The sequence below is a fragment of the Arthrobacter terricola genome, assembly GCF_004354015.1.
Taxonomy (GTDB): Bacteria; Actinomycetota; Actinomycetes; order Actinomycetales; family Micrococcaceae; genus Arthrobacter; species Arthrobacter terricola.
In genome coordinates, this window is record NZ_SMRU01000018.1 from 20081 (window position 1) to 46809 (window position 26729).

20 protein-coding genes and 2 pseudogenes are annotated in these 26729 nt (G+C 64.3%); 9 read left to right on the forward strand and 13 right to left on the reverse strand.

Translation table 11 applies throughout. The annotated features are described in order from the left end of the window. Window positions 1-3 precede the first annotated feature (3 nt). The 3 genes from E1809_RS15410 to E1809_RS15420 form a co-directional block, all read right to left on the reverse strand. Window positions 4-1356: an ABC transporter substrate-binding protein gene (locus E1809_RS15410; RefSeq protein ID WP_205754205.1), complete on the reverse strand. Its 1353-nt coding sequence runs from the start codon at window positions 1354-1356 to the stop codon at window positions 4-6. Between the two features lie 82 nt (window positions 1357-1438). After that, entirely contained in the window at window positions 1439-2539 is a 1101-nt protein-coding gene (locus tag E1809_RS15415; RefSeq protein ID WP_235835624.1) for an ABC transporter ATP-binding protein, read from the reverse strand. Between the two features lie 208 nt (window positions 2540-2747). Beyond that, window positions 2748-3638: a MurR/RpiR family transcriptional regulator gene (locus E1809_RS15420; protein WP_133205127.1), complete on the reverse strand. Its 891-nt coding sequence runs from the start codon at window positions 3636-3638 to the stop codon at window positions 2748-2750. A gap of 48 nt (window positions 3639-3686) precedes the next feature. On the opposite strand from E1809_RS15420, the pseudogene E1809_RS15425 reads away from it, so the two are divergent. Next, window positions 3687-4469: pseudogene (locus tag E1809_RS15425) on the forward strand (serine hydrolase domain-containing protein); the annotation flags it as partial. A gap of 291 nt (window positions 4470-4760) precedes the next feature. Here E1809_RS15425 and E1809_RS15430 read toward each other — a convergent pair. Further along, window positions 4761-5060: a hypothetical protein gene (locus tag E1809_RS15430; RefSeq protein ID WP_133205129.1), complete on the reverse strand. Its 300-nt coding sequence runs from the start codon at window positions 5058-5060 to the stop codon at window positions 4761-4763. Window positions 5061-5448: 388 nt separating this feature from the next. Here E1809_RS15430 and E1809_RS15435 point away from each other — a divergent pair, with 388 nt between their 5' ends. Continuing rightward, entirely contained in the window at window positions 5449-7011 is a 1563-nt protein-coding gene (locus tag E1809_RS15435; RefSeq protein ID WP_205754206.1) for a CehA/McbA family metallohydrolase, read from the forward strand. Here the strand turns inward: E1809_RS15435 and E1809_RS15440 are convergent. From E1809_RS15440 to E1809_RS15450, 3 genes are all read right to left on the reverse strand, one after another. Further along, window positions 7008-7289: a phosphodiester glycosidase family protein gene (locus E1809_RS15440; RefSeq protein WP_133205203.1), complete on the reverse strand. Its 282-nt coding sequence runs from the start codon at window positions 7287-7289 to the stop codon at window positions 7008-7010. The two genes, E1809_RS15435 and E1809_RS15440, sit on opposite strands and share 4 nt — an antisense overlap. Before the next feature lie 16 nt (window positions 7290-7305). Next, complete coding sequence (locus E1809_RS15445) at window positions 7306-8892, reverse strand: molybdopterin-dependent oxidoreductase (RefSeq protein ID WP_133205130.1); 1587 nt, start codon at window positions 8890-8892, stop codon at window positions 7306-7308. Window positions 8893-9198: 306 nt separating this feature from the next. Further along, the gene (locus E1809_RS15450) at window positions 9199-9873 is read right to left on the reverse strand and encodes a fasciclin domain-containing protein (protein ID WP_133205131.1); all 675 of its coding nucleotides are present in this window, start codon (window positions 9871-9873) and stop codon (window positions 9199-9201) included. A gap of 333 nt (window positions 9874-10206) precedes the next feature. Between E1809_RS15450 and E1809_RS15455 the strand changes: the two genes are divergently transcribed. The 6 genes from E1809_RS15455 to E1809_RS15475 all read left to right on the forward strand — a co-directional run bounded on the left by E1809_RS15455 (window position 10207) and on the right by E1809_RS15475 (window position 16082). Continuing rightward, entirely contained in the window at window positions 10207-10434 is a 228-nt protein-coding gene (locus E1809_RS15455; RefSeq protein ID WP_235835625.1) for a type II toxin-antitoxin system death-on-curing family toxin, read from the forward strand. 977 nt (window positions 10435-11411) lie between these two features. Beyond that, a complete protein-coding gene (locus E1809_RS15460) occupies window positions 11412-11849 on the forward strand; it encodes a hypothetical protein (protein ID WP_133205132.1) in 438 nt (145 codons plus the stop codon). A 490-nt stretch (window positions 11850-12339) separates the two neighbouring features. Then, window positions 12340-12465, forward strand: coding sequence for a hypothetical protein (locus E1809_RS27750; RefSeq protein WP_268908703.1), 126 nt, complete (start codon window positions 12340-12342; stop codon window positions 12463-12465). Window positions 12466-12796: 331 nt separating this feature from the next. Next, window positions 12797-13915, forward strand: a complete 1119-nt coding sequence (locus tag E1809_RS15465; protein WP_133205133.1) for a Gfo/Idh/MocA family protein — start codon at window positions 12797-12799, stop codon at window positions 13913-13915. Beyond that, window positions 13915-14664: a ThuA domain-containing protein gene (locus tag E1809_RS15470; protein WP_133205134.1), complete on the forward strand. Its 750-nt coding sequence runs from the start codon at window positions 13915-13917 to the stop codon at window positions 14662-14664. Before E1809_RS15465 ends, E1809_RS15470 begins: the two co-directional genes overlap by 1 nt. A 206-nt stretch (window positions 14665-14870) precedes the next feature. Continuing rightward, on the forward strand, window positions 14871-16082 hold the full coding sequence (locus E1809_RS15475) for a Gfo/Idh/MocA family protein (protein WP_133205135.1): 1212 nt from the start codon (window positions 14871-14873) through the stop codon (window positions 16080-16082). Window positions 16083-16213: 131 nt separating this feature from the next. On the opposite strand, the gene treS is transcribed toward E1809_RS15475, so the two are convergent. Next, window positions 16214-18496, reverse strand: a complete 2283-nt coding sequence (gene treS, locus E1809_RS15480) for a maltose alpha-D-glucosyltransferase (protein ID WP_133205136.1) — start codon at window positions 18494-18496, stop codon at window positions 16214-16216. Between the two features lie 237 nt (window positions 18497-18733). Between treS and E1809_RS15485 the strand changes: the two genes are divergently transcribed. After that, window positions 18734-20980, forward strand: a complete 2247-nt coding sequence (locus tag E1809_RS15485; RefSeq protein ID WP_133205137.1) for a CBM35 domain-containing protein — start codon at window positions 18734-18736, stop codon at window positions 20978-20980. Window positions 20981-21329: 349 nt separating this feature from the next. On the opposite strand, the pseudogene E1809_RS15490 reads toward E1809_RS15485, so the two are convergent. The 5 genes and pseudogenes from E1809_RS15490 to E1809_RS15510 form a co-directional block, all read right to left on the reverse strand. After that, window positions 21330-21657 (reverse strand): annotated as a pseudogene (locus E1809_RS15490) (TIM barrel protein); the annotation flags it as partial. A gap of 64 nt (window positions 21658-21721) precedes the next feature. Then, entirely contained in the window at window positions 21722-22822 is a 1101-nt protein-coding gene (gene atzD / locus E1809_RS15495; protein ID WP_133205138.1) for a cyanuric acid amidohydrolase, read from the reverse strand. Between the two features lie 31 nt (window positions 22823-22853). After that, complete coding sequence (locus E1809_RS15500; protein WP_133205139.1) at window positions 22854-23768, reverse strand: fumarylacetoacetate hydrolase family protein; 915 nt, start codon at window positions 23766-23768, stop codon at window positions 22854-22856. Window positions 23769-23828: 60 nt separating this feature from the next. Then, window positions 23829-25055 carry an MFS transporter gene (locus tag E1809_RS15505; RefSeq protein WP_133205140.1) on the reverse strand — a complete coding sequence of 409 codons (1227 nt, stop codon included), beginning with the start codon at window positions 25053-25055 and terminating at the stop codon, window positions 23829-23831. Beyond that, the gene (locus E1809_RS15510; protein WP_133205141.1) at window positions 25055-26632 is read right to left on the reverse strand and encodes a nucleobase:cation symporter-2 family protein; all 1578 of its coding nucleotides are present in this window, start codon (window positions 26630-26632) and stop codon (window positions 25055-25057) included. The genes E1809_RS15505 and E1809_RS15510 overlap by 1 nt, the downstream gene beginning before the upstream one ends. Window positions 26633-26729 lie beyond the last annotated feature (97 nt).

The following is a 26729-nucleotide window of genomic DNA, read 5'->3' on the forward strand; positions in this document are numbered from 1 at the left end:
GTGTTAGGGGATCAGGTCCTGGGCGCGCTTCTGGGCGTCGGCCATGGTGGTTTTGGGGTCTTTGCCGTAGTAGACGACGTTCTCGACGGCCTTGCCGAGGATGTCGTCGATCTGCACGTAGCTGTTGCCGGGGTAGGAAACCCAGGGCTGGAGGCGGTCCAGTTGGGCGAGGTTAGGGGCCAGGAGGGGGTTCTTCTGGGCCCAGTCGTGCAGGGAGCCGCCGGGCGCGGTCAGGGAGGTGCGCAGCGGCAGGTAGCCGATCTTGGTGGAGATCTGTTCGTAGGCGTGGTCGCTGGTCATGAACTTGATCAGTTCCCATCCGGCGCGTTGTTTCGCGGGGTCCTGGGACAGGACGAACAGGGCCGAGCCCGAGTTGGTGGGCACGGCAGGCTTGTCGCCGAAGGAGGGCATTCCGGCGGCTTTGAGGTCCCAGCCTCCCTTGGTCGCGGCGGCCATGAACGATCCCTGCAGCGCCGAGGTGGTGAGGATGAACGCGGTGTCGCCCTTTGCCAGTCCTTCGGACTGGGCGCTGGAGTCGGCGTTGCGCAGCACCCCGTCCTTGGTCAGCTGCGCGAGTTTCGTGACGGTGTCGACGGCGGCGTCGGAGCCGAAACCGATGGTTTTGCGGTCATCGGAGAGGACTTGGGCGCCGTTGGACTTGAACATGCCCTGCATGCACCAGTTCCCGCCGATGCTGGTGCAGGAGATGTCCAGGGAAGGTTTTCCGGTTTTCGCGGACACGGCCTTCGCCGCGGCTTCGACTTTGTCCCAGGTGGACAAGTCGGGGTTGGTCACTCCGGCTTCGGCGAGTTTGGTGGCGTTGTAGAACAGGACGGGGGTGGAGAAGACGTAGGGGATGCCGTAGGTCTTGCCGTTCCAGTCGGTCAGGTGCTTGGCGTTGGGGTGGAACGGGTGGGCTCCGCCGAGGGCGTCGTCCACGGCTTTTTGGCCGACGAGGTCGCTGATGGGCTGGGCGCCGAGCTGGGTGGCGGCGAAGTCGAGGGAATCGAAGGTCAGTTGGGCGACGTCGGGGGCGTGGCCGGCGAGCAGCTGGGTCTGGACGCTGCTGACGGTGTTGGACCCGACGGCGCCGCCTCCTTGCGGTGCCTGTGAGGTGACGTGGATGTTCGGATGGGCCTTTTCAAAGTCGGCCACGAGGCCCTTGACGGTGTCCGTCCAGACACCGGCCTGGGCCAGGTTGTAGCTTTCGAACGTGATGTTGACTTGTTGGTCCGGGGACAGTTCGGGGATCTGTTTGGCCACGGTGCTGGCCTGGGAGGTGCCGGAGCACCCGGCGAGTGCCACGGCGGCCATGCCGGCCGCGAGGGTCAGTGCAAGTGAACGGAGAGGGCGCACGTTTTTCCTTGGGTTCAGGGGTGGAATGGTGACTGGGCTGGGGGAGCCCGGTTTCGGGTGGGGTCCGGAACCGGGGGAGGAGCTAGAGGGCCGCTGCGGGCTGTGCCGGGGCGGTTGTGTGCGCCGGTGTCGCGTCGGGCTGCCACTCGAGGCGCCGGCCGCTTGCGCGGTCGAAGAGGTGCAGGTGGGGTGTGTCGGCGCTGAGTACGACGGCGGTTCCCGTCTCCCAGCGTTGGTTCCGCGGGGCGCGCACGGCGACGCGTTTTTCCCCGATGCGGCAGTAGATCACCTGTTCGCTGCCGAGGTTCTCGGAGAGCTCAACGGTGCCCCGGAGGGCCGCTCCGGCACTGGGCGCGGCCGCGGACGACCCGGCTGCGTGAAGGTTCAGGTGCTCGGGTCGGATCCCAAGCACGACGTCGCGCCGGGGTGTTTCGCCGGTCCATAGCACTGCCTCGACTGACGGGGCCATGACCGTGATGGAGCCGCCGCTGGTGGAAAGCTCCGCGTCGATCAGGTTGGTGGCCGGTGAGCCAAGGAACCCCGCAGCGAACACGGACGCGGGCGTGTCGTAGAGCTCTTCGGGAGTGCCGAGTTGCTCGAGCTGGCCGCCGTTGAGCAGCGCGATCTTGGTGGCCATGGTCATGGCCTCGACTTGGTCGTGCGTGACATAGATGAACGTTGCGCCGAGGCGTTGGTGCAGGGCAGCCAGTTCCTGCCGGGTCGCCGTGCGGAGCTTGGCATCGAGGTTGGACAGAGGCTCGTCCATCAGGAAGGCCTTCGGCTCGCGCACCAGGGCACGGGCCACGGCGACACGCTGGCGCTGGCCACCGGACAATTCCTTGGGTTTGCGCTCCAACAGGTGGCCGATCTCGACCATTCCAGCCACAGTTTCGACGCGTTTTGTGATGTCCTGCTTGGCGGCGCGGCGCACCTTCAGCGGGAAGGCCAGGTTCTTCGCGACGCTCAGGTGCGGGTACAAGGCGTAGCTCTGGAAGACCATGGCCAGGTCGCGTTTCTTGGACGGAGCGGTGGTGATGTCCACCCCGTCCAGTTCCAGCGAGCCCGACGTGGGTTCCAGCAGACCCGCGATCATGCGCAGCAGGGTGGTCTTGCCGCAGCCGCTGGGGCCGAGCAGGACCAGGAAATCACCGTCTTCAACGGTGAGCGATACGTTCTTTACCACTGGCACGTTCTTGAACGAACGCGACAGCTGGTTGAGCACAAGTCGGCCCACGAGCACCTCCGGGGGAAACGATTTTTCCTAACTCTGATCATTTAGGAAACGTCTTACCCTTGAAGGGTCGTGGCCGATGATGAACAGGCGGTGGGCGGCGCGTGAACTCCCCGTGGGTGGACTGGAAACAGTTGAAGCCATCCCCGGTCTGAGGCAGTTATTCCGGGTTTTCCACCATGTGCAGGACTTCTTCGAAAACGGCCGAGCGGGCCCGTTCGACGTCGAGGGAATCGGCTGTCACGGCCGCATGCAGGGCGGTCAGCACGAGCATCTGGACGATGTTGCCGATCGGGAGTTGGTCGTTCCAGGAATGGAATTCCGCCCCGGCGACCAGGGTATGGGTCGCCAGGTCCGCGAGCTCGGATTTGGCGTAACTGGTCACCCCGATCACCGTGGCCTTGCGTTCGGCTGCGATCCGCGCCGAACCGATCGTGAAAGAGTTCATGCCGCTGTCACTGATCGCGATGCAGACATCCCGCTCCGAGAGGAGTTTCGCGGTGATGTGCTGCGACACGATGTCCGACGGCGCCTCGCACCCCACCCCCGAGGCGAGGAAGCGCAGCGCCAGGGACTGCGCGGGAAACAAGGACGCCCCATTGGCGACCACCACCAGGCGCCCCCCGGTCCGGATCGCCTTCACGGCGGCATCGAACGCCGCGAAGTCCAGGGACCCCAAAGACCCGCGGATATCGTGTGCCGCCCGGGAGAAAATCCCGGTCACCAGATGCTCGGAGGACCCGGGCTCACCCGTCGCCCCCATCTCCCCGTCATGGAGGCCGTCCCGGGCCGCCGCCCCAAGGTCGCGCAGCAGGACCTGGCGCAAGTGCTGGAACCCGTCAAAACCCATGTTCTTGCAGGCCCGCACAATCGTCGCTGGCGAAGTCCCGGTCCGTGCGACCAGATCCGCGACCGACATTCTCGCCACGGTCTCCGGCGAATCAAGGCACAACTGTGCCACCCGCTGTTCGCTTCGAACCAGCGACGGGAACATTGACTTGATATGGGCACGCGAACCACCCAAAGGCGGCTCGGACTTGTACGGGGTCATTGGCCCTTCATACCAGATCCACTTGAATAGCCGGCCAAGACCGTCACCGCCCTGATCGTCTCCCGCGCCATCGAGGCCGGGATGATGTCCTGGAACGACCCGATCACGAAATGGATTCCGGAACTCGCCCGGCGCGATCCGCGCTTCACGCACATCACGCTCGGCGAGTTGGTGGACATGCGGTCCGGGATCGAGTTCCAAGTGTCAGCGTCGTTTCCGTGGTTCGACCAGGGCGCCCCCCGCGTCTACTACGCCAGCGATCTGGAAGCGGCGACACTGAAGTACCCGCAGATCGAGTCAATGCCGGGCCCGTTCACCTACAACGACTGGGCACCCAACCTGCTCGGCATCGCCTACCAACGCGCCACCGGACACCTCATGAGTGGTCCTGCCACAGCTGCCCTGTGGTCGGACCTCGGCGCGCAGACCCCGGCGCACTGGCTCGTCGACGCGTACGGCTTCCCGTGGCAGGAGAGCGGCTTCGTCGCCTCCGCCAGCGACATCGCCCGGATCGGACAGCTTCTCCTCGACAGCCCGGCAAGCGACTTCACCCGCCGCAGCGCTGCTGCGCTCAGCACCCCGGTCGTCTCGCTCGGCCCGGGCGCTCCGCCCGGGTACGGCAGCGTACCGATGGGGTACGGCAACGGACTCTGGATCCTCCACGACACCGACCAACCCGCCTACGCCGCCCTCGGTTACCACGGCGAAGTCATGATCGCCGACCCCGCCACAGACACCGTCATCGTCCGGCTCGGCGACTCCGGCTACGAAAACCTCGCCACCGAACCCCAGATCGCCGCCCAACTTGAGCACTGGGCGCACAAACTCTAGGCCCGACATCTGGGCGTCCGGCGAAGGACCGGGCCGTGACACCGGACGGAAATGAGGCACGCAGCTGGTGGGCACGTCCTTCCATCCTCACTTCAAGGCTTTGAAGGCGTCGACGAAGGTCCGTGACCGGTCATTGAGGTACTGTTCCAGCCCGAACTTCCGACCCGGCGCTTACACGGGGGTCATCGACAAGAGCCCACCATAGGTTATTCACCATCATGAATCTGATCGATCAGCTCGTATCGCAACCTGGGGACGCTGCCGGTTTCGCGGCAGTGCCCACCCGGTGGCCTATGCGGCGCGCTGTATGGGTTGGCGTGCCGAGGCCTCGACCTGCGGGGTATCGGCATGGTTCGGGGTGTTGGCAGGGGTATCCCATTTTCGGCGTTCGCGGGTCTCGCCGTAGGGGACATCGGGGCTGAGGGCAACGGTGTAGCGGTCATATCCGTGCTGGGTGACCAGGATGCCGCACGAGCGTTCCCGCAGGGCCTGCTGGAGGACGGTCTCGACGGCGGTGTTCAGTTCGGTTTCGATGATGCCAGGTTCGCGGGCGGTGATCTCCAGAACGAGGTCGGGGAGGTGCTTGATCATGGTGTTCTCACTTTCGAGGCTCGGGCCGCGTCGGGAAAGTCAAAGGTGGTCGCTCCGCGCACGGCTGGGCAAGGGAGGCGGAAATACTTGGAGTTCGTGAGTGTGCCCGGCATTCGATGATGGGGCGGTGGCCGGCCGTGAATATCAGGCGGGCGGGACCGGAGAAATGATTGTCTCGTGGATCCAAGGACAGTCTGGCGGAACGTCTGCGACGAGCGCAAGTGGAAACGCCGGAATGTTCCGAAAGTGCCGCTGCCGTGGCGTGATGAGCGCAGGGAACGGCGCCGTTGACCTTAATTGCTAGGCGGCTCTCAATTAATCATTTCGGTTCAGGCTCCGTTCATTGCCCTGCCGCCCCGGGTTAAGTCCGCATCGTGAGACTCTATCGGTGACTTCACCATGTAAGGCCCACGAGGCCGAAAGTGTTTCCCTGTCTCCTTCCCGCCGTGGTTTCCTGGCCGCCGCGCTGACCGGTGCGGCAGTGACCCTGTCGCCGATGTCCTTCGCGGCCGCGGACACGGGCACGAGCCAGACCCAGACCATCACCGGGCATTTGGATCCCGGTGCTGCGGACTTCGTGTACCTGCCGGTCCAGGTTCCCGCCGGGGTCAATAAGATCAGCGTCTCCTACACCTACAGCAAGCCCCAGGTTGCTTCGGGGCTGCTGTCCAACTCCTGCGATATCGGTGTCTTTGACGAAAAGGGCACCGACCTTGCCGGCAAGGGCTTCCGCGGCTGGTCCGGCGGCTTCCGGACCGAGTTCTTCATCAGCGCCGCCGAGGCCACCCCGGGATACCTCCCGGGTCCGGTCGGCAAAGGCACCTGGAACATCGCCTTGGGCCCCTATCAGGTCGCCGAGCAAGGCATGGACTACACCGTGAACGTGACCCTCGACTACGGGCCGGACGGTGCGGCCTTCCGTCCGCAATACCCGCCGACGCAGGTCAATGGCCGGGGAGCGGGCTGGTACCGGGGCGACGCGCACCTGCACACCGTCTACTCCGACGGCAAGCGCACCCCGGCCGAGGTAGCGGCCGGCGCACGAGCGGCGAAGCTGGATTTCATGATCAGCACCGATCACAACACCCCTGCCTCCCACGGGGTGTGGGGCCCGTTGGCGGGGGATGACCTGCTCATCCTCACGGGCGAAGAAGTCACCACCCGCAACGGCCACTACCTCGCGTTGGGGATCGAACCGGGGGACTGGATCGACTGGCGCTACCGGGCCCGCGACAAGGGCTTCGAACAGGAAGCACAGCACATCCACGCCTCCGGAGGGCTCGTCGTGCCGGCCCATCCTTACTGCCCGTACGTCGCGTGCCGCTGGAAGTTCGGCTACGACGACGCCGACGCCGTCGAAGTGTGGACCGGACCGTGGACCGCCGACGACGAGTACGCGATCAACACCTGGGACTCCATGCTCGCCCATTCCGTCCGCACCGGCGGCCGTTGGGTTCCGGCCATGGGCAACAGCGACGCGCACAGCGCGCCGCAGGTCATCGGCTTGCCGCACAACGTGGTCAACGCGGCAGCACTGTCCCGGGACGCCCTGCTGGAAGGTATCCGCAACGGACGCAGCTGGATCGCCGAATCCGCTGACATTTCGCTCGACCTCACCGTTGCCGCCGGCGGACGGAAAGCCGGTGTCGGGGACCGGCTGGACGTCGCCCCGGACGTGCCCGTCACGGTGAAGGTCGACGTCGCGGGCGTCCCGAACGGCGTCCTGCGGGTCATCACCGATGAAGGCCAGACCCAGCAAGTCACGCTTCCGGCCTCCGGCCAGGGCACCCACGCCTGGGTCACGACCGCGCAGCTCTCGGCGTACGTGCGCGTCGAGGTCCGCCACCCGATGCCCGACGGATCCCCCAGCAACGGCACCAACATGGGCACAACACTTCTCCTGGGCCCGATGGCCGCCCTCACCAATCCGATCTTCCTCGGGAAAAACTAGCAACCTGATCCGCTGAAACCGGCGCTGGGATCTCGTGAGAGCCAGCGCCGGTTTTGTTTTTGGGCCATCTTGGTGGATCCGCCGTCGAGGTTGATGACACTGACCATGCCCAGTGAACGGGCGACATCGGCTGCCTCCTTGATGCTCAGGCCCGGCAACGCTGTCTGACGGTCGTCGGCAGTGACGATCGGTGTGCGGCCCGGGGCGTCGATGTCGGCGATGGTGCACGGATTGCGCTGCTTCGGTGGGGGAAGGTTCCATGGGGTTCCGCTGGCAATTACTGGACCGTGGCCGTTACTGCACGGTGACCATCACCGACTGCCACCCGGAGGCTCCGTCGGGCACCGGATCGGCGCGCTGTTCGGTCTGGAGTTGCCCGGTGCCGTCAGTGGCCCGGACCTTGATGTAGTGCGGGCCGGGGGTGGCGTCCCATTCGTAGGACCACTGCCGCCAGGTGAGGGTGGAGGCTTCGGCGGAAAGGGTGGCTTCGGCCCACGGGCCGTTGTCGATCTGGATTTCCACTTTGCTGATGCCCCGCGTCTGGGCCCATGCTGTCCCGCCGACGGCGACTTTCCCGGCGGGCACTTTCGCGAAGGACTTGGGCACTTCCACGCGGGCCATGGTTTTGATGGGGCCGTGCTCGGACCACCCACGGGTGGTCCAGTACGCTTTATTGTCGGCGAAGCGGGTTACTTCCAGGTCCACCACCCACTTGGTGGCCGAGACAAACCCGTAGAGGCCCGGGACCACCATCCGCACGGGGTAGCCGTGCTCGAGCGGGAGCGGCTCCCCGTTCATACCGATGGCCAGCATCGCGTCACGGCCGTCCTGCAGGACCTCCAGGGGAGTGGAGGCGCTGAAGCCGTCGACGGAGGTGGAGAGCACCATGTCTGCCCCACCTGTGGGCTTGGCCCGGGCAAGGACGTCGCGGAGGGGCAGGCCAAGCCATGTGGCGTTTCCGACAAGGTCACCGCCGACCGGGTTGGACACACAGGTAAGGGTAATGTGCGATTCGATCAGGCCGGCGTCAAGCAGGTCCTCGAAGGTGAGGGTTACTTCCTGTTCCACCATCCCGTGGACGCGCAGCTTCCAGTCATTGACGTTGATTTCCGGCACGCTCAGGGCGGTGTCGATCCGGTAAAACGCGTTGTTGGGCGTCAGCCACGGCGTGACGCCCGGCACGGACGATTGGACTCCGGGCGGCACCGGGGCTGCGGCCTTCGCCGGCGACGGCAGGCGCAGTGCCTGACGCGCCTGGCTGACATTGCTGCGCGCGGCACTGAGCAGCCGCCCGCCCGCTGCGGTGACCGCGGCAGCTACTGCAGTGATCCCGGCAGCAGCGAAAAAACGACGGCGGCTGGTGCCGACGCTCTGGCCTTGGTTGTTGGGGTCGGCGTCGGTGCCTGCGGGAGCTTCCGGCCGCGCCTTCAGTCTCCACAACAGCACCACGAGGCGGCGCAGGACCACGAGGCCGGCGAGGGTTCCCAGCACTGAAGGGATGGCATCGGCGGATCCCACCCCGGCACGGGTCACGACGCAGGCCACAATCACGGCTCCCATGAACAACACTCCCAGCACACCCAGGGCCCAGTTCCGGTAAGCCACCACGCCCAGCACGCAGGCCAGCACGGCGATGGTCAGTCCCATGCCCGCAAACAGTGCAGCCTTGTCGTTCGTGCCGAACGTGGTGACCGCAAAGTCCTTCATCCAGGGCGGCGTGAAGTCGATGAACGTGGACCCCAGCGCGAACAGCGGGGTCGCCCTGGAAGTGAAGAATGCGCCGATCAGTTCCGCAACGGAAAGCACGACGGCGGCTGACACCACGCCTGCCAATGCGGCCAAACCGTCGGGTCCTGTGGACCGGCCTCGAAGTTTTGTCATGCCGGTGATTCGGAGCCACAGGCTGTGGGGATTGACGGGCCGGGCGACGAAAACACAGTGACCTGTCCGACCGGGACCTGATGCGTGGAACAGCCTGCTCCTGGCTGCGGGACAGAACGAGGAGCCAATGCCACCGCCTGTGCAATTCAAAACGGCGCATTTGCGACAAAATCCTTAAAAGCCCCGAGGCCTGAGAGCGGTGCGGTACCGTGCTCAGGCCCAGAGGCTTTTGTTGGTCCTGACTTGGTCGATATTTCGCGGGACCAGCCAGTGTCTTTCCGGTGGTGACGGGCTTAGCCCGGCCGATTACTTGGGCATAAGGACCGAGTCGACCAGGTAGACGGTGGCGTTCTTGGTCTTGACCCCGCCGCAGATGACGTTGGCGTTGTCGACCTTGAGGTTGTCTCCACTGCCGGTGACCGTGACGGAGCCGCCTTCCACGGTGGTGTGGGTGCCGGCGATCTTGTCCGGAGTGATCTGGCCGGGGACCACGTGGTAGGTCAGGATCTTGCTCAGCAGCGCGTCGTCGGTCTTAAGACTCGCAAGGGTGGCCGGGTCCACTTTCTTGAAGGCGTCATCAACCGGTGCGAAGACGGTGAATTCACCGCCGTTGAGGGTGTCGACCAGGTTGACCTTCGGGTTGAGCTTGCCCGACACAGCCGAAGTGAGCGTGGTCAGGAGAGGGTTGTTGGATGCTGCGACAGCCACCGGGTCCAAGGCCATGCCTGCCACCGAGCCTGCGCCGGTGGGGACCTGCTGGGCATAAGCGGCGCACCCGGGACCGACCAGATTCGCCGCCGGGTCCATGCTGCCGGCTGACGCGCTGGCTGAGCTGCTCGCTGACATGGTCGGTGCTGGGCTGGAAGCAGCCGGAGCAGAGGAATTAGCGGTCGTCGCCGATCCGCCGCAGGCGGTCAGGCTGAGCAGCGCGGCGGCTGCGATGCCCGTAACAGTGAGGGTAGTGCGCTTGATGGTCCGCATCTGAGTTCTCCTTGAAATAGTCGGGTGCTGCGCCGGACCGGATCCAGGTGCCTGCTTTCGCAGGTTCGTCACAACCCCAGCCGTGTCCGGTGCCTTACTCGCTATTCGGCCCAGGCAAGGAGGTGGATGGGTCACGGCCAAAGAAACTTCGCGGGCCAATGCGATCTGCGGCGCAGGCGGTCCCAGCACCCGTGCTCTGCCGGCGTGAAGGGTGGTTGTCGCTCGTTGGTCTTTCCGTGTGCCGTGCGAGGGGGAGCACTCAAGAGGCATTTGCTGAGTGCTTTGCCCGGGGGACGTCAGCCGTCTGGTTTCCGAGGATGCGTCCGGCTTGGAATGCAACCCGTCACAGTCATGGGGGAGGAAGCCTACTCCGGTCTGGCGGTGAAGGCGGCTGCCCTCCTTGAATCGGTGGCACGATTCCGTCCGCTTATCGACGGCAACAAGCGCACCGCCTGGACGTTGATGGTCTTGCTGTTGTGGATCAATGGATACCGCCACGACTTCACGACCGAGGAAGGCTTCGGCCTCGTGGTGGGGTGGCCGCCGGCGACATTGACCTGAGTGAATCCGCCGCGGCGATTTCAAAGCATCTCCACCCACGCCAGCCACGCTGACAATCTCAAAGACGCGTCCACGCGCACCCCCAAAATTTGCATGTTCCCTGAGGGACTATGCCGTTGCCCAGCTGCGTGAAGTCCCTGCGGCAACCATTCGTGTCGGGGTGCCGGAAGAGCAACGAAGCCTTCGTGCCAGCAGCCCGGCACGGACTATGGCCCTACCGGCGACCGGGACATCCAACGTTGCCCTTCGGGCACCACCGCGCTCCGCCGAGGACCCCGACGTACCTCGACGACGTCGGCTTCGCCAGCCCGGGATTGGATTGAACCAGGAGCATGCCGCAATCGTCCTTAGTTGCAAGCCCGCACTCCGCGTGTGCCCTTTCTTGAGGATGGTTACAGTGAAAATTCCTCGCCCCGCGCTTGCCGTGGCAGCGCTGGGCACCACCTTATTGCTCGGAGCCTGCTTCGGCGGACAGCCCGCCGCTCCGGCGCCCCCCACGTCCCCGGTGAGCACCACACGCGCTCCAATCCCAGTGTCACCTTCGCCTAACGTCACCACCGGGACTCCGCCCACGCCGTCGACGCCGGTCGCACCGCCGGCAGTCCCATCGGCCACAGTCCCGCCAGCCGTTGTTCCGCCCCCGGTACAGGTACCCCCCGTGCAGGCGCCCCCGCCCATGGTGCGGGTCCCGGCGCCCGCCCCGCCCCGTATGGTTCCGCCGCCCCCGCGGCACCCCAATGGCGGCGACCATGACGGTGACGATAACGGTGGACCGGAGGACGGCGATGGTAACAGGTAACGCCTGGGTTCGGCTGAGGTCAACGCTATCCGCGCGGCTGTTTGTGATGTCTGCGGCCGGGATCATGGCAATCGCCGGGTGCAGTTCCGCTGCCCGGACCCCGCCGCCGACTTCCCGGTCCACGGATATCCCTTTTGCGTGGTTCAGCGCGTCCCCGGCACCGACGGGGTGGAAAACCATGGATCTTGCAGACGGCAACGGAGTCCTTTCAATCCCACCCGATGCCAGGGCAGCGGAAAACGACCCCGGGAGCGTATCCGCAACCGTCATATCCTCCACTGGCGAACTGCGGATATACCTCAATGCCACCCCGCAGCAGGGCGATGAGTCGCTGGACAACTGGAACACCTTCCGGCTCGACCACCTGACGGATGAGAACTCCTCATCGCCGACCAAGTTCAGTGCCCGTACCGGAATGGCTTTCCGCGGAGGGACGGGTTCGTGCGTGGACGACAGCTATGTGACTCACATCGGCAACAACCGCTACCGTGAGATCGCCTGCTTTGTGGTGGGAAGCCGGGGCGGCAGCGTCCTGATAGCGGCGGCCCCCGCCGAATCTTGGCCTCTTTATGCTCCAGTCCTGGAACGGGCAGTGAATTCGTATCAAGCCAGGTAGGGCGAGTGGTCCATGTCGGTCAAAGCGGCGTGGGATTGTATTGACAGTCAGGTGATGAACATCGATCGGACCTGCACGCGCAGCTGTTGGGGTGCCTTCCGATTGGGGATCCAGTTGAGCGACGATGGCGGCTGCTTTGAGGACATCCTGTTGGAGCCCCTCGTCCTTCGATGACGGAACTTAACGGCGCCTGCCGGAGGCTTCGGCACTTTGCTTGTCTTCGGAGGCCGGCGGCTGAGCCTGGCGGATGCAGCCGTGCGATAGTTGCGGCATGGGGAGGCGGAGGAATCGGATTGCTGGTGGAGTGCTGGGCGCCTTGCTTGTTGTCGTTCTCATTTCAGTAGGGGTTCAGCTCTGGAACGTGCATCAGCTAACCTCTGATTGGCTGCTTTGGCCCAAGGCGGTTCCCTCCAAGGTCCCGTTCGCCAGTCGTGATTACCAATGCGGGCCGAACCCGGTACCATTCACCCGTTCTTTCGACGGCTTGACCGTGCAGAGCAAAACAGCCGGCGGAGCTGATATCTACGCGATCGCACCGGGAAACGGCACCGCGACTTGGATCGTGATCAAGACAGACAGGACCACCTACACGTGCAATCTCGTGGGCGGTCCCTAGCCGCTGCCGAGCAGTCCCAGCTGAAGGCTGCAACGCGATTTCCGGTTCTGGTTGCTGCGGTCACGGTCTCTCGCAATAGGCCGACTATGAGAGCGTTCGTCGACACGGCTGCTGAAACGCTGGGATCAGAGCCCGGTGACCCAGTGGCTTTCCTCGATGTGATCGCAGCCCTGCCAAAGTACGGCATAAGTACGACTGTACGTGATGACTTCTAATGAATTAGGATCTAAATTTAGATTCTAAATCAAGTGCGTAGACGAAGCTTGATCGCCGAAAGCCGGCAGCGGCTGACGGCCAGACCGGATCACCGTAACGACCAATGAGAGTCAAGATGAAAGAACAGGAAGCCGTGAGCACTAAGAACGCTAGGTCCGTGAGCCTGAAAGTAGGCGTCGTCGGCATCGGTTGGGCCGGTCAGCAGCATCTTGAGGCCTACAGCAGGATCAGCGGCGTCGAGATCGTGGCCGCTGCGGGTATGGAGGAAGAGCTAATGGCTGCGATGAAGGAGCAGTACGGCATCCCGCATACCTTCGCACACTGGGAAGACATGATCGAGCTGGACGGTCTGGACGCCATCAGTGTCGCGGTTCCCACCTTCCTGCACGCACCGATCGCGATCGCTGCGCTGGAGAAGGGCATCCACGTCCTGAGTGAGAAGCCAATCGCGCGGAACGGCGTCGAAGGCCAGGCCATGGTCGATGCGGCCCGCAAGGCCGGCCGCGTGCTGGAGGTGGCCTTCAACCACCGCCGCCGCGGCGACATCCAGGCTCTTAAGTCCGTGATCGACCAAGGCGAACTCGGACGTCCGTACTACGCCAAGGCCGCGTGGCTGCGCCGCCGGGGCATCCCCACGCTCGGCAGCTGGTTCACCAACCCGGAACTGGCCGGCGGCGGCCCGCTAGCCGACATCGGCGTGCACGTGCTCGATTACGCCCTTCACCTGCTCGGCGAGCCCAAGGTGCTGGCGGTTTCGGCCAGCACGCACGCCGAGCTGGGCCCGCGCGGCCTGGGCGGCATGGTGGGATACAAGGCGTCTTCTACCTCCAATAAGTTCGAAGTGGAGGACTTCTCCTCCGCGTTCCTGCGCCTCGATGGCGGCGCCACGCTGGTGATCGAGGCAGGTTGGGCCAGCTACCGGAACCCGGAGGACGAAATCAGCTTCCTCGTCTACGGCACCGACGGCGGCGCCGAACTCAAGGTGACCGGCAACGGGGGGCTGGAGAAGAACCAGCTCCACGTGTTCAAGGACAACGGCGTGGACAACGCCGACTACGTTCCGGTGATCGGCAGCAACGGCATGCACCAGCAGGTGGTGGAGGACTTCGTGGCCGCGGTGCGCGGCGGTGAAGCGGAATGGGCCCGGCACGACGGCTCGCTTGCCCTGAACCGTGCATTGGTCATCGACGCCTGCTACCGGTCAGCCCTCGAGGGCCGGGAGGTACTTCTCTGATGTCCGACCGGAAGCTGAACATCGTCGTCTGGAACGAAGGCGTCCACGAGGCCAACAACGATCCCGTCACCATGGCCGAAATGTATCCGGAAGGCATGCACGGGGCCATCGCCAGCGGACTGCGGTCCTACTATCCGGACGCGGACATCACGACGGCGACCCTCGCCGACTCCGGACACGGCCTGTCCGAGGAGGTGCTCGCCCGCACGGACGTGCTGTTGTGGTGGGGCCACATCGCCCACGGCGAGGTCAGCGAGGACGTCGTGGATCGGGTGCAGCGGCATGTGCTGGGCGGTATGGGTCTGGTGGTGCTGCACTCCGGGCACTTCGCTAAGGTCTTCACCCGTCTCCTTGGCACTACCTGCTCCTTGAAGTGGCGCAACGACGGCGAACGCGAACTGGTGTGGACGGTCAAGCCCTCTCATCCGATCGCCGCCGGGGTCGAAAGCCCCATCGTCATCCCCAAGCAGGAGATGTACGGCGAACTGTTCGACATCCCGGAGCCCGATGACCTCATCTTCATCAGCGCCTTCGAAGGCGGCGAGGTGTTCCGCTCTGGCGTGACCTTCTCGCGCGGCAAAGGCCGGATCTTCTACTTCAGCCCCGGCGACCAGGAATACCCGGTGTACCATCAGCCGCAGATCCAGAAGGTCATCGCCAACGGCGTGGGCTGGGTGGCACAGCCAGAACAGTTCCGCGAAGCCCCAGGGGTATCAAACCCTGCCCGCGAGTACTTCGAAAAACACTGAGGCCGAGTGGTTTCCGGGGATAGCGTGTGATCAATCCGACGGGGAGGCATCCCCTCCCACGTGCTGTACGCGATGGTCTCAACCGCCAAGCACGTGGAATCCGAATTCTTTCTGGACATCACAAGCAATCCACCCGCCTCGGAGACAGACCCTGAGGGCTGGACACCCCAGATAGCTACTCTCTAGAAGCAGCGAGGAAATACATCATGAGCACCCCCGCCAAGACTGACCAGAGCCCCGCTTCGAGGCAAGGTCCCCTGGGTGTTGCCGCGATCGGTTACGCGTTCATGGGCAAAGCCCACTCGAACGCGTGGCGGAACGTGGCCAGCTTCTTCGACGTCCCGGCCTTCGAGCAGAAAGTGCTCGTGGGCCGGGACCCGGAGCAAGTGGCCGAAGCCGCCGCCAGGTACGGGTGGGCGGAGTACGCCACGGACTGGCGCGCCGTGATCGCCCGCGATGACATCCATATCGTGGACATCTGCGCGCCGGGCTGGATGCACGCCGAAATCGCCATCGCGGCCCTCGAAGCGGGCAAACACGTCCTGGTCGAAAAACCCCTGGCCAACACCGTGGCCGAAGCCGAACTTATGACCGCTGCGGCAGTCAAAGCCCGCGCGCGCGGCATCCAGTCCATGATCGGCTTCAACTACCGCCGCGTCCCGGCCCTTGCGTTGGCCCGCGAGCTCATCGCCGAAGGCCGCCTCGGGACGATCCGGCACGTGCGCGCCGCGTACATGCAGGACTGGCTTTCGGACGCCGAATCCCCGATGACCTGGCGGCTGCGCAAGGAAACTGCCGGCTCCGGCGCCCTGGGCGACATCGCCTCCCACGCGATCGACCAGATCCAGTACCTCACCGGCGAGTCGGTCACGGAAGTCACCGGGACGTTGCGGACCTTTGTATCGGAGCGTCCGGGGCCGGCCGGTCTGGAGGAGGTCACGGTCGATGATGCGGCGTGGGCGACTTTGGGATTGACCGGCGGGATCGGGGCTTCCGTGGAAGCCTCCCGTATGGCAATGGGGCAGAAGAACCGGCTCCAGATTGAGGTCTATGGCTCCAAGGGAACCCTCTTGTTTGATCTGGAAAACCTGAATGAGTTGAACTTCATGGATGCCAGTGCCCCTGTCCGGGAGCAGGGTTTCCGCCGGATCCTTGTCAACGAACCCGAACACCCCTATATGGACGTGTGGTGGCCTCAGGGCCATATCATCGGATGGGAACACACCTTCACCCACCAGATCCGCGACTTCCTCACCGCCATCCAGGACGGAACCGCGCCGGTGCCCTCGTTCGAGGACGGTCTAGAGATCCAGCGCGTCCTTGCCGCGATCGAGACCTCGGCGAACAACCGCAGCACCCTCACCGCCCTTTCATCGTCGTCCGCGGCATCTGCCCCGTCGCTAAAGGCAGGTGTCTGATCGTGCCCCGCCCGTACGCTCCTGGCGCTGGGACGAACCAGGCTTCCTCGAGTCCAAGCTCGCGATCGCCATGTTCCTGCCCGCCCCCGAAATAGTCATCGACGTGAGGGGGCTGCGCGCGGACGGGCCTCCTAGTGGCGGCCCTGATCGCCTGTGTCTTTTACCTCCAGTAGCAGTGCCGTGCCCTGATAGGCGGACAAGTCAAGGAAAAAGCTGTGCAGGTCATCGACTTGGCCGACTGTTTCGCCGCTGAACAGGTCGTGCACGGCGGCGCCCGGTGGAAGGTGTGTGGATCGGATGCTGCCGGAGATGTCTTGGCCGGAGAAGTTCAGCACGGTGATCTCCAGCTTCCCGCCGGGCAGCCTGTTGACCATGACGAGGAGTCCACGGTGGGAAACGTCGGGCACATCAAGGAGGGTTCCGGTGGCGATGCCGTTCTCTTCCCGCACGGCCAGGATGCGCTGTATCCGGCGGGCAAAGGAATTTTCGTTGTTGAGTTGCTCGGGGAGGGGCCCGTACAGGCTTCGGGCGCGGGGCATCCCGGCAGAGGAGGTCTTCGCGTCGGGACTTGTGCCCATGATGTCGTGGGCGCCGCGGTTGATCCAGCGAGTGTCGCCTTGGGCTATGAGTTCTGCGACGCTGCCGCGGTCCAGCACCGTGGCGCCGGTCAGGTCCCAGCCGGACAGTGCGAAAACGCCAGGCTGCAGCGCGTTGTACATGGCCAGCAGAATGTGGGCGTCCAGGATCTGTGCTTCCTGCTCCGGAGTCGTTGCTTCTGGGTCCTGGATCCCCAATGCGGCCATGATGAAGCTCACGGTCGTGCACGCGATGCCGTTCGTTGTGAACGCGGAGTTGTAGGGGGCGTTTTCCCCGGTGAGCCGTTCGCGCATGGTCTGTTGAACGTGTTCGGCGAGTTGGGAGCCGGTCATGTTCTGGCCGTTGAGTTCAAACGCGTCGTCCCGGTGCCCTGCGGCAAAGTGCATCAGTTCGTAGGTGAGTTCGTCGTGGTTCTGCAGGGCGTGGACGAGAGAGGCTTGATCTACGCCGATCTCCTGCGAGAGGCGGAGTGTGAGCCGCAGGAATTCGGTATCCGCTGTCGTCAGTGCGAAGTGGTATGCGGGGCGGGTAATGAAGTCGTAGGAGAGGTCGGGGCCGGACTCCGAGGTCGCTTTGATGTCGTCGATCGTAAGGTTCAGTTCCTGGAAGGAGAACCCACCCACCTTGCGGATCATGGACCCGATGAGCTGGTTGGCAGCCTCGGACAGTGGGTGGCCTTCAGACCAACCGGGCTGCTCTTCAGCGCTTTTCTCTACGCCGAGGAAACCGTTGGCGTCGAGCCGAAGGGCTCCAGTGCCGAGGTCCAGCAGTGAGTGCAGGGCGTCACCGACCACGAGTCGCATGCCGGCGAAGGTGGGATCCAGCCAGTTGATCGATGGTTGGCCGGCCTTGAAATAGTGAAGATAGACCCAGCGGCGGGCCTTTCCCGTGGTGTCCACGATGGCCCGTGTGGCGCTCCAGTTGGTTTCCTTGACTCCGGGCTCGTAGAAGATGACCCGCTGCAGCCGGCCAATGATGTAGCCGGCTTTCTGCAGTGCCTGTTCGGCGTCGGGGCTCAGGTTTACGGAGTCCGTGCCGTCCGGGACGTCCGGCAAGAGGTGCCAGTCCTCTTCGGGGATGTCGACCATGTGGTAGATCCCTGGATAATCCCGGTAGTTCATTTCGGCCAGGCGGAAGTCTGCGCCCTTGCCGGTGTGGCCGGGAACAATGTCATCGATGATCGTTCCGCCGTGGTCCGTGGCGACCTGGCACATGCGGCGGAACTCGTCTTCATCGCCGAATACCGGGTCGATGGCCATGCTGATTCTGTCGAAATGGCCGTCGACACTGGGGGTCTGCATCCATCCGCTGATGCCACCCGCCAGTTTGACGGGGCCGGTGTGGATGGCGCGGATGCCGATCTCCCGGAACGCCTCCCACATGGTTTCGTCGCCCAGGGCGCCGAGGAAGGACTGGCCGGGGCGGGTGATGAAGGACAGGGGATAGGCAGTGAACCAGACCGCGGCCCGTTCGACGGCGGCGCGCGGGTTTGGGTGTGCGTACGAGTTTTGCCACATGCTGGCTTGGCCCGAGAGCTGCCGGGCAAGGCTGGTGGCGTCGCCGAGCATCGCCTGGTTGCGCAGCCAGTCCACGTACGCCGCGTTGCGCCCGTCGAACTCGAAGGACGGCCGGGTGCCAAGGTACTGGCGACGCCGGGCGACGGGCCTTAGGGCCTTGGGTCGTGCAGGATAGAACTGTTCGTCATAGCTGATTTCCGCCTCGGCAGCAGAATCGGACGCTGTGACCTCTTCCCGGACGTCGTTGCCGTGGAGGGCGTCCGCTGCAAAAATCCCCTCGCTGGTGATCGATTCGCTCATGGTTCCTCTTCCCGAAGGTTGGTTCCATGCCCTTGAGATAATGCTCAAGGACACCTTGCGCACAGTTTCACCGTACCCCGAGCCGTTCGGAGTATTCGAGAAACCCCTCACGTTTGAGGCTACAAGCGGACGTCATTACCCGGGCGGACGCCGAGGCGGTGGAACTCGGTCTACGTCCAGGACGAATACCCGGACTGGCCCTACAACGGCGGCGCCCGCCCCGGCACCACCAACGGGGTGTGGAACTACCTGCCGATCCTCCAGGCCGCCGTGGACAAGATCGCCACGACATCGGCGCACCCCGAGGACTACATCTTCATTCCGTTCAACGAGCCCGACGGCGGCAATTGGTACCCGAACTGGAGCACCCAGAAGGCACAATTCCTGGCCGACTGGAGCGCCGCGTACAACACGATCCAGCAGGTATACGCCTCGCACGGTCTCGGCCACGCGAAAATCGGCGGCCCCGGCGACTCCACCTGGCACGCCGACCGCACCACCGACCTGCTGACCTATGCCAAGGCCAACAACCAGCTACCTGACGTCTTCATCTGGCACGAGCTCGGCACCAGCAACCTCGGCACCTTCCGCGGCAACGTCACCCAATACCGGCAAATCCTGCAGAACCTCGGTATCGCAGACATCTCCGTCGACATCACCGAGTACGGGATGCTGCGTGACATGGGCGTCCCCGGCCAGCTGGTGCAGTGGCTGTCGATGTTCGAAGACGAGAAAGTCGACGCCCAGACCGCGTACTGGAACTACGCCGGCAACCTCAACGACAACACCTCCCGGAACAACGGCGCCAACGGCGGCTGGTGGATGTACAAATGGTACGGAGACCTCGCCGGCTCCCAGACCGCCAAGGTCACCCCGCCCCACCTGAACGTCACCGACACCCTTCAAGGAATGGCCGGCGTCGACACCGCCAAGAAGAAGGCCACCGTCCTGCTCGGCGGAGGCTCCAACAACATCGCTCTGAACGTTGCAGGCATCAGCACCGCCACGTTCGGCACCAGCGTCAACGTCCAGGTCCGGCAGGACCGCCTCAACGGCACGGAAGGCGCCTCCCTCCAGCCACCCGTAGTCCTCTCGACTACGGCAACCGTCGTCGGCGGGCAAATCTCAGTCACGGTCCCCAACAGCGACCGCTACTCCGCCTACCAGGTCGAGATCACCCCAGCCACCATGGCTGCCCAAACCGCCGCGACCGATCTCGTCAACACCACAGAGGCCGAGAACACCACCCTCACCGACGCGACCGTCTATACCCAGGACCCCTTACGGGCCTGGAACACCATGGCATCCGGCGGGAAAGACGTAGGTGCCTTCAACAAAGCCGACTCCGCCGCGACCTGGACGGTGAACGTTCCCGCCACCGGAACCTACCGGCTCAGCGTCCTGGCAGGCGCCAACCAGAACCCCGGCCAGCACGCCCTCTTCGTCGACGGAGCTTTCAACCAGCTCCTCAAGTACTCCGCCGACCTGAACTGGACCTACCGCGGCACCACCGACGCCACCGTGAACCTCACCGCCGGCACCCACACCCTCTCGGTCCGGGCCAGCCAAGACTGCACCACCGTGCTCCCCGGCGCGGACATCACCCTAGACCGCTTCGACCTCTACAACATCACGAACGGCGAGCAGGCCACCTACCCGGCCATCGACGCCCGCCTCACCGGCGGAGCGACGATCTCCACGACAGGCGCGGCATCCCTTTCGGGATCGGCCGGCGCGACCTTCTTCGCCAGTGCAGCAGAGACGGGCTACTACGACGTCACCACGCAGTTCCAGACCACCGGAGCCTCCACGCTTGGCCTTTCGGTCAACGGCCGCAGCGTCCAACTCCCCGCAGCCACCACAGCGGGCACGTGGAATGCAACCGCACGCGTTTTCCTTCCCCAAGGCGTCAACGAATTGGTGGTCACCGCACCGAACGGGGCGGCCGCAACCTCAATCACCACGATCCGCGGAGCCGCCCAGAAGGCCTCCGACGCCGACACAACCAATGTGTACCGCGCACTGGCCGACACGCTTCCGCTGGCCGGCACCGCCGTCGTGCAGACTGTTGCAGCAGGCTCCAACGGCTCGCCGGATACCTCCGGCACCGTCAAGGACGTCGGATTCATCGGCAACGGCGCGGGCAACACCCTCAGCATCCCGCGCCCAACCGGGTTCGGAGCCGGAGACTACCAACTCGTCATCGCAGCAGCGAACGCCGACAAATCCAACTCGATCAACTACAACCCCCAGGTCATCAGCCGCTTCCTCAACATCACCGAGACCGGTGCCGGCACCACCACGGCGTCCTTCCGCCACAACTACGCGTGGAACAGCTTCTGGGACAAAACCATCCCGCTCAGCCTGGCAACATCTGGCGGAACTCTCGTCCTGGGAAACCCCACCGCATTCACGCCCGACATCAACAACGTCGCCCTGGCGAAGTTCGTCGCAGGAACGCCGACAATCGCACCGGGAAGCTAGGAGACGCCAGGAAAACGCGCACACCGGAGCCCGCTCCGACCGCCGCCGCGGCCGGAGCGGGCATGTGTGTGCCACCATCAATCGGAAAATGCGCCCCGACACCCGCCCGAACACTGCCGACGCAGCGTCCGGGGCATATGGGAAGGAGAAAGACGCCGAACGCATCCCTGAGCCCAGCTCGGCACTCTGGAACTCAGCGCGTGAAGCAAGCAAGCGGAATCCCCGGTATCGCCACGAATGGTGCGGGAAGGATGCTGATCTCCCGAAGGGGACTGAACGTGAGCGAGGTGCAGGTCCATGCGTTGCTTAGGTCAGGAGCGCTGAGAGGCATTTAGATGGGCGGGCTGGGGCTGCGGGCGATCCATTCGCCGAGGGGAAGGGTGCCGGTTCCGGGGGCGCCGCGGCCGGGGTTGTCGGCAATCTGGATGTGGCCAAAGTCCTTGGCGTGGTTTTCGATGACCGATTCGACGTCGTCGCCGTTGACCGCCAGGTGGTAGAAGTCCGCGAGGAGCTTCACATTCGAGACGCCGGACTCGGCCTTGACGCGGGCAATGACCTTCAGCGCGTCCTCGGCGGTGAGGAGCGGGTACTTCGGTGCGCCGCTGACCGATGCCCGCGACAACATCGATGTTGTCCTGGAACTCAGCGGAGAGTGCGGGCCAGGTCACCAGGCCACGCGCGGACTTCCTGCGGGGCTTGAGTGTGCCCTGCCTCGTCGGGCACACTCAAGCGCGGGGTCGGTCAGATACGAGCGATGGCTGAGATGGGGGCCTGGGCGGGAGGGCTCTGGTGCTCCGTTCCACCCGAGACGAAGATGCGGGGATCGCCGGTTTGGCTTGCGATCACCGCTCCCACGGCGGCACGGCCATGTCGTTCGTAGTTGATATCGGCATCGGAGAGCATCGTAGTCCGGGCTCCGCGGAGGACACCGCCTAGTGGTGCCTCGGCCTTGGCAAATACCGCGGCGATGCGCTCCTTCTCGGCAGGCTTCGGATCGCATTCGATCTGTAGACCGGCGTTCCGGAGCGCCGAGCGGACACCGTCGATGTCAATCGGATCCTGGAGGGTTGCATGGCCGATCCGGTAGTCGCTTGAGGCATGCAGGGAGTTGGCAAAGACGATGACTTCACAGCTTGTGAGCTCTCCACCGGCGGACGTGGACGCGACATTGGAGTAGAGCGTCATGTCGTTGGCAATGATTTCGTCTTTGACCTGATCGGCGCTGACCTCGCCGAGGGCGATGGCGACGCCAAGAGCCGTGGCTCCGCGTGCATAGGCCTTGGACCTGTTGGGGTCGGTTGTCACGACATCGACTCCTCGGGCCCGTGCGTCAGCGATTCCGGACGGGGTGAGCAGGGGCCCCTTGACCTGTACGTAGTGGACGTCTTCGGTCTCCGAGCCCAGATCGTCGAGGGCGCGGCGGACCGCATCGGCCACTTCGTTGACTTCGGCCATCCGGCCGACCTCTTCGGGCAGGAAATCCCGGGTACGCTGCACCGATATTGCGAGTCTCTTTTGCCCGTCCGGTGACCCCGGCGCGCCGTCATCGCGCGTGAAGACAGTCACATGCGGTGAGAGGACGCCTTCGCAGCCGCCGGACCAGACGAAAGCGATTTGTTCGGTAACCTCTTCAGGCGTTTGATCACGGACCTTGGCGAGGTAGTTGGCAAAGCTCGTGGTGGCCAGGGCCCGTGTGAAATCGTTGGCGCCTCCATTGCCTTCGGTTTTGCCGATGGTGGCAACAATTTTTGTGGGTTCGATTTGGCCCGTTGATACCAGTTCCTGCAGGCCGCTCACGTCGCCGGGGTGGGCCATGGATAGCCGGTGCACTTCTACGCGCATTGTTTTTTCTCCTTTCGCTGACTTCTGAAAGTCAGACAGCTATTACGGGGTTGATGAGGCTCCCGAGCCCGGTGGCGCGGCATTCGACGGTGTCCCCGGCTTGAAGGAATGCGGGCGGCGTGAGCTGGTATCCGCAGCCACCGGGTGTTCCGAGGGTGATGACGTCCCCGGGTTCCAGGGTGATGCCCTGGGAGAGCCAGCTGATGACTTCAGCGGGCCAGAAGAGCATGTTGCCTGCGGACTCCCGTTGGCGCAGTTCTCCATTGACCAGTAGCTCGAGCGTCACCTGGTTCAGGTCTTCGATTTCGTCCTTTGTTGCGATGAGGGGACCCACCGGGCAGTAAGAGTCCTGTCCCTTGCCGTACAGGAACTGGCTGGTGCGGAATTGGAGGTCCCGCGCGCTCACATCGTTGGCGATCGTGTAGCCAAAGACGTGGTCCATCGCATCTTCGGGGCTGATCCATTTGCCGCGGCGGCCGATGACCAGTGCAAGTTCGATCTCGTAGTCGAGCTGGCTTGTTAGTCTCGGATCCAGAAGGATCGGTTCGTCCGGCCCGATCACTGCCGTGACGGGTTTGGAGAAGAAGAGCGGGACTTCGGGGATCTCGATCTCCTGCCCCAGGGCGGTCGCGTTCTGTTCGACATGCGAAAGATAGTTCAGTCCCACGCAGTACACGTTCTTGCGTGGCCGTGGAATGGGAGCCAGGAACCTGGCTGTGCTGCTCTGGATGAGGTGCCGTGCTGCTGAATCCTCGCCGGAGGTTGCCTGATCGGCCCAGAGCTTTGCTTGTTTGAGTGCAGGCTCGCCGCCGTCGATCAACTGGAGCATCGAACTGAACACCGGATTCTCTCCCGAGATTCCGGACAGGTCCAGGACCGCGTCACCAGGGGCGAGGACACCGAGCCGGGGCCCGGAATCGATATGGGCGAAGGTCACGAATTTCATGAGGAAGGTTGCCTTTCGTTATAGGGAATGGTTTGTGGTTGAAAGGTGCTTGGACAAATGTCAGGCCGAGCGCGCCCGGGCGGCTCTCAGCCCCGCAATGCATTCGGCAACCAGGCAACCCAGCAGCAGGGCTATGCCCGGCGCCCAGGTTCCCGAGCCATCGTGCAGAAGGCCAAGGCAGAAGGGGCCAAGCGCAGCAACAAGGTAGGCGACCGTCTGTGCCACCGTGGACAAGCTCGCGGTCTGGGCGCTGCTGGTGGTCTTCAGCGCGAAGAATGCCAAGGCGAGGGCGAACGCTGCCCCTTGGCCGATCCCCAGCAGGACCGCCCACAGCATAGGCGCCCCGACAGGGTCAAAGAGCAAACCCAAGAGTCCGGTGGCGGCGCAGGCGACAGCGCCCAGGACCAGGATCCGCTGGTCCTCCATCCGGGCCGCCAAGGCCGGCACGACGAGGGCGATGGGTGCACCGACAACCGTCGCGACTGAGAGCAGGAGCCCTGCGTATGCGGCGGGTTCTCCATGGCTTTGAAAAATCGACGGCAACCACGAGAGCATGCAGTAGTAAATCACCGACTGTGATGCGGTGAAGATCACGATGTCACGGACCGGCAGGCGGCGCCCGCGGAGTATTGCCATGCCGCCGTTGCCCAAACCTGCATCCCCACGGACGATGCCGGCGCGGGGCCGGGTGAGGATGATGCTCCAGCAAAGCAGTGCCGCCACGATGGGGGCCGCCCACACCAGCAATCCCTCGCGCCAATCGCCTCCAGCGAGGAGTGTCAGCGGGACGATGGTGGCTGCGGCAGCCGCTGCGGCGACATTCAGACTCATCGTGGACAGGCCCGTCACGGTTCCGATCCGGGCGGCGAAGTGGGTCTTCGCCAACACGGGCAAGAGAACGTTCCCTACGGCGATCCCTGCGCTCAGAATGCAAGTGCCTGCAAGCAGCGCCGGCCATCCCGGCGCAAGACGAACAACCGCTCCCAGGGTCATGACGGACAAGGCCGTCAAGACGGTGGAATGAGTTCCCATGCGCCGGATCAGGATCGGCCCGGCCGGGGCGAAGGCCCCGAAGATCAGGACGGGCAACGCAGCCAGGAGAGAGGTTTCCCCGCCTGTCAGGTTCAGGGCAAGCCGAACCTGACCAAGAACGGGGCCCAGCACGGCAATGGACGGCCGAAGGTTCGCAGCCAGCAGCAGCACACCGGTGAGGAGCAGGGCAGTGGATACTGTGCCAGTCCTGCCCTGCTCCTCGACTGGCTCGACACGTTCGACCGGCTTGTTCATCAGGACGGGTATTCTGCCTGGGGTCCGGTGTAGGCGCCGTTGGCCGCGGCGCTCCCGGCCGCGTTCGAGAAGGTTTCAGCGCTTCCGGTCATCCCCACCTGATTCTCGTCGGTGTGTGCGATTGAGATTCCAGGCAGGTCGCGGGGTGCGGCGATGGTCGGGGCCATCAGCGGCTCTGCTGTCCCGGCTTCGGCGCCGTTCTTTGGCCGGCGGCGGCGGCCGATCCTCAGCTCGTTCAGCAGAATGTTCAGTACGATGGCGGTGATTGCGCCTGAGGCGATGCCCGAGCTGAAAACGGTCTGCACCTCCGAGGGGAATTGGGCGTAGAAGTTCGGGGCCGCGATGGGCAGAATCCCCATGGTCAGCGTAGCCGCGACGATCAGGGCGTTGACTGCCCCCTGCTCGCTGTCGTGGAAGTCGACCTTGCTCAGCGTGTGCACGCCGTTGACTGCGACGAGGCCGAAGATGGCGATACCGGCACCGCCGAGGACGGGCAGCGGCACGGTGGCAACGACAGCGGCCGTGATCGGGAACAGCGCGAGCACAATAAGGATGATCCCGCAGGCGGCCACGGCGTAACGGCTCTTGACCCTGCTCATGATGAGCAGCCCGATGTTCTGCCCGTAGGCGCTGGCCTGGAACCCGTTCAGACCGCCGCTGACCACGGAGCCGAGGCAGTCCGCCCGCAGCCCGTTGGCGACATCCTTGGCGGTGACGGGCCGCTCGACGATGTCTCCGATCGCGAGCATATCGGCTGTGGCCTCGGTCATGATCACCAGCATGACGATCAGCATCGAGATAATGGCGGCCACGTCGAATTTCGGGGCGCCAAAGTGGAAGAGGCTGGGCACTTCAAAGACCTTTGCCGTGCCGATCTGGCTGAAGTCCGTGAGCCCGAGCGGGATTGAGATCAGCGTCCCCAGCACCATCGCGACCAGCATGCCCACCCGCTTCGTGAAACCGGGCACATACTTCACGATCAACAGGGTCAGCACCAGGGTGACAATCCCGACGAAGACGTTCTTCATGGAACCGAAGTCGGGGGTTCCCGGCGTTCCCTGCATCCACCCGATCGAGATCGGTATCAAGCTCAGACCGATGACGGTCACCACGGAGCCCATCACGAGCGGGGGAAAGAACTTCAGCAGCTTGCTGTAGACAGGCGCCAGGAAGAACATCACGGCAGCCGCCACTATCACCGCGCCGACGATCACCTGCATGGCGACCGCTCCGTCAGGATGGTTTTTGCCGATGGCAATCATTGATGCGATTCCTGAGAAGGAAACGCCCTGGACAAGCGGCAGGCGAACCCCGACCTTCCAGATCCCCAAAGTCTGAAGCAAGGTGGTCAGCCCGGAGGCCAGCAGGCTCGCGCTGATCAGGAAGATCAGGTCACTGAGTGGGAGGTGAAGCGCCGTTCCGATGATGAATGGCGGGGCGATGATGCCCGCGTAGGCCGCCAGCATGTGCTGTGCTCCCAGGGTGAACAGCTTGCCCGGGGGCAACAGTTCATCGACCGGGTGCGTTTCCGGGCCGCTGTTCATGCGGCTCCTGAGCGTCTTGAGACGACTCATCATGGTGCTCTCCTTCTTGGTAGAGACGTTTTGAGGGCCAAACGGATCAGGACCGGACCGACACGGCGCCGGGGTATTACCGCGAATCCCTGAGTCTTGA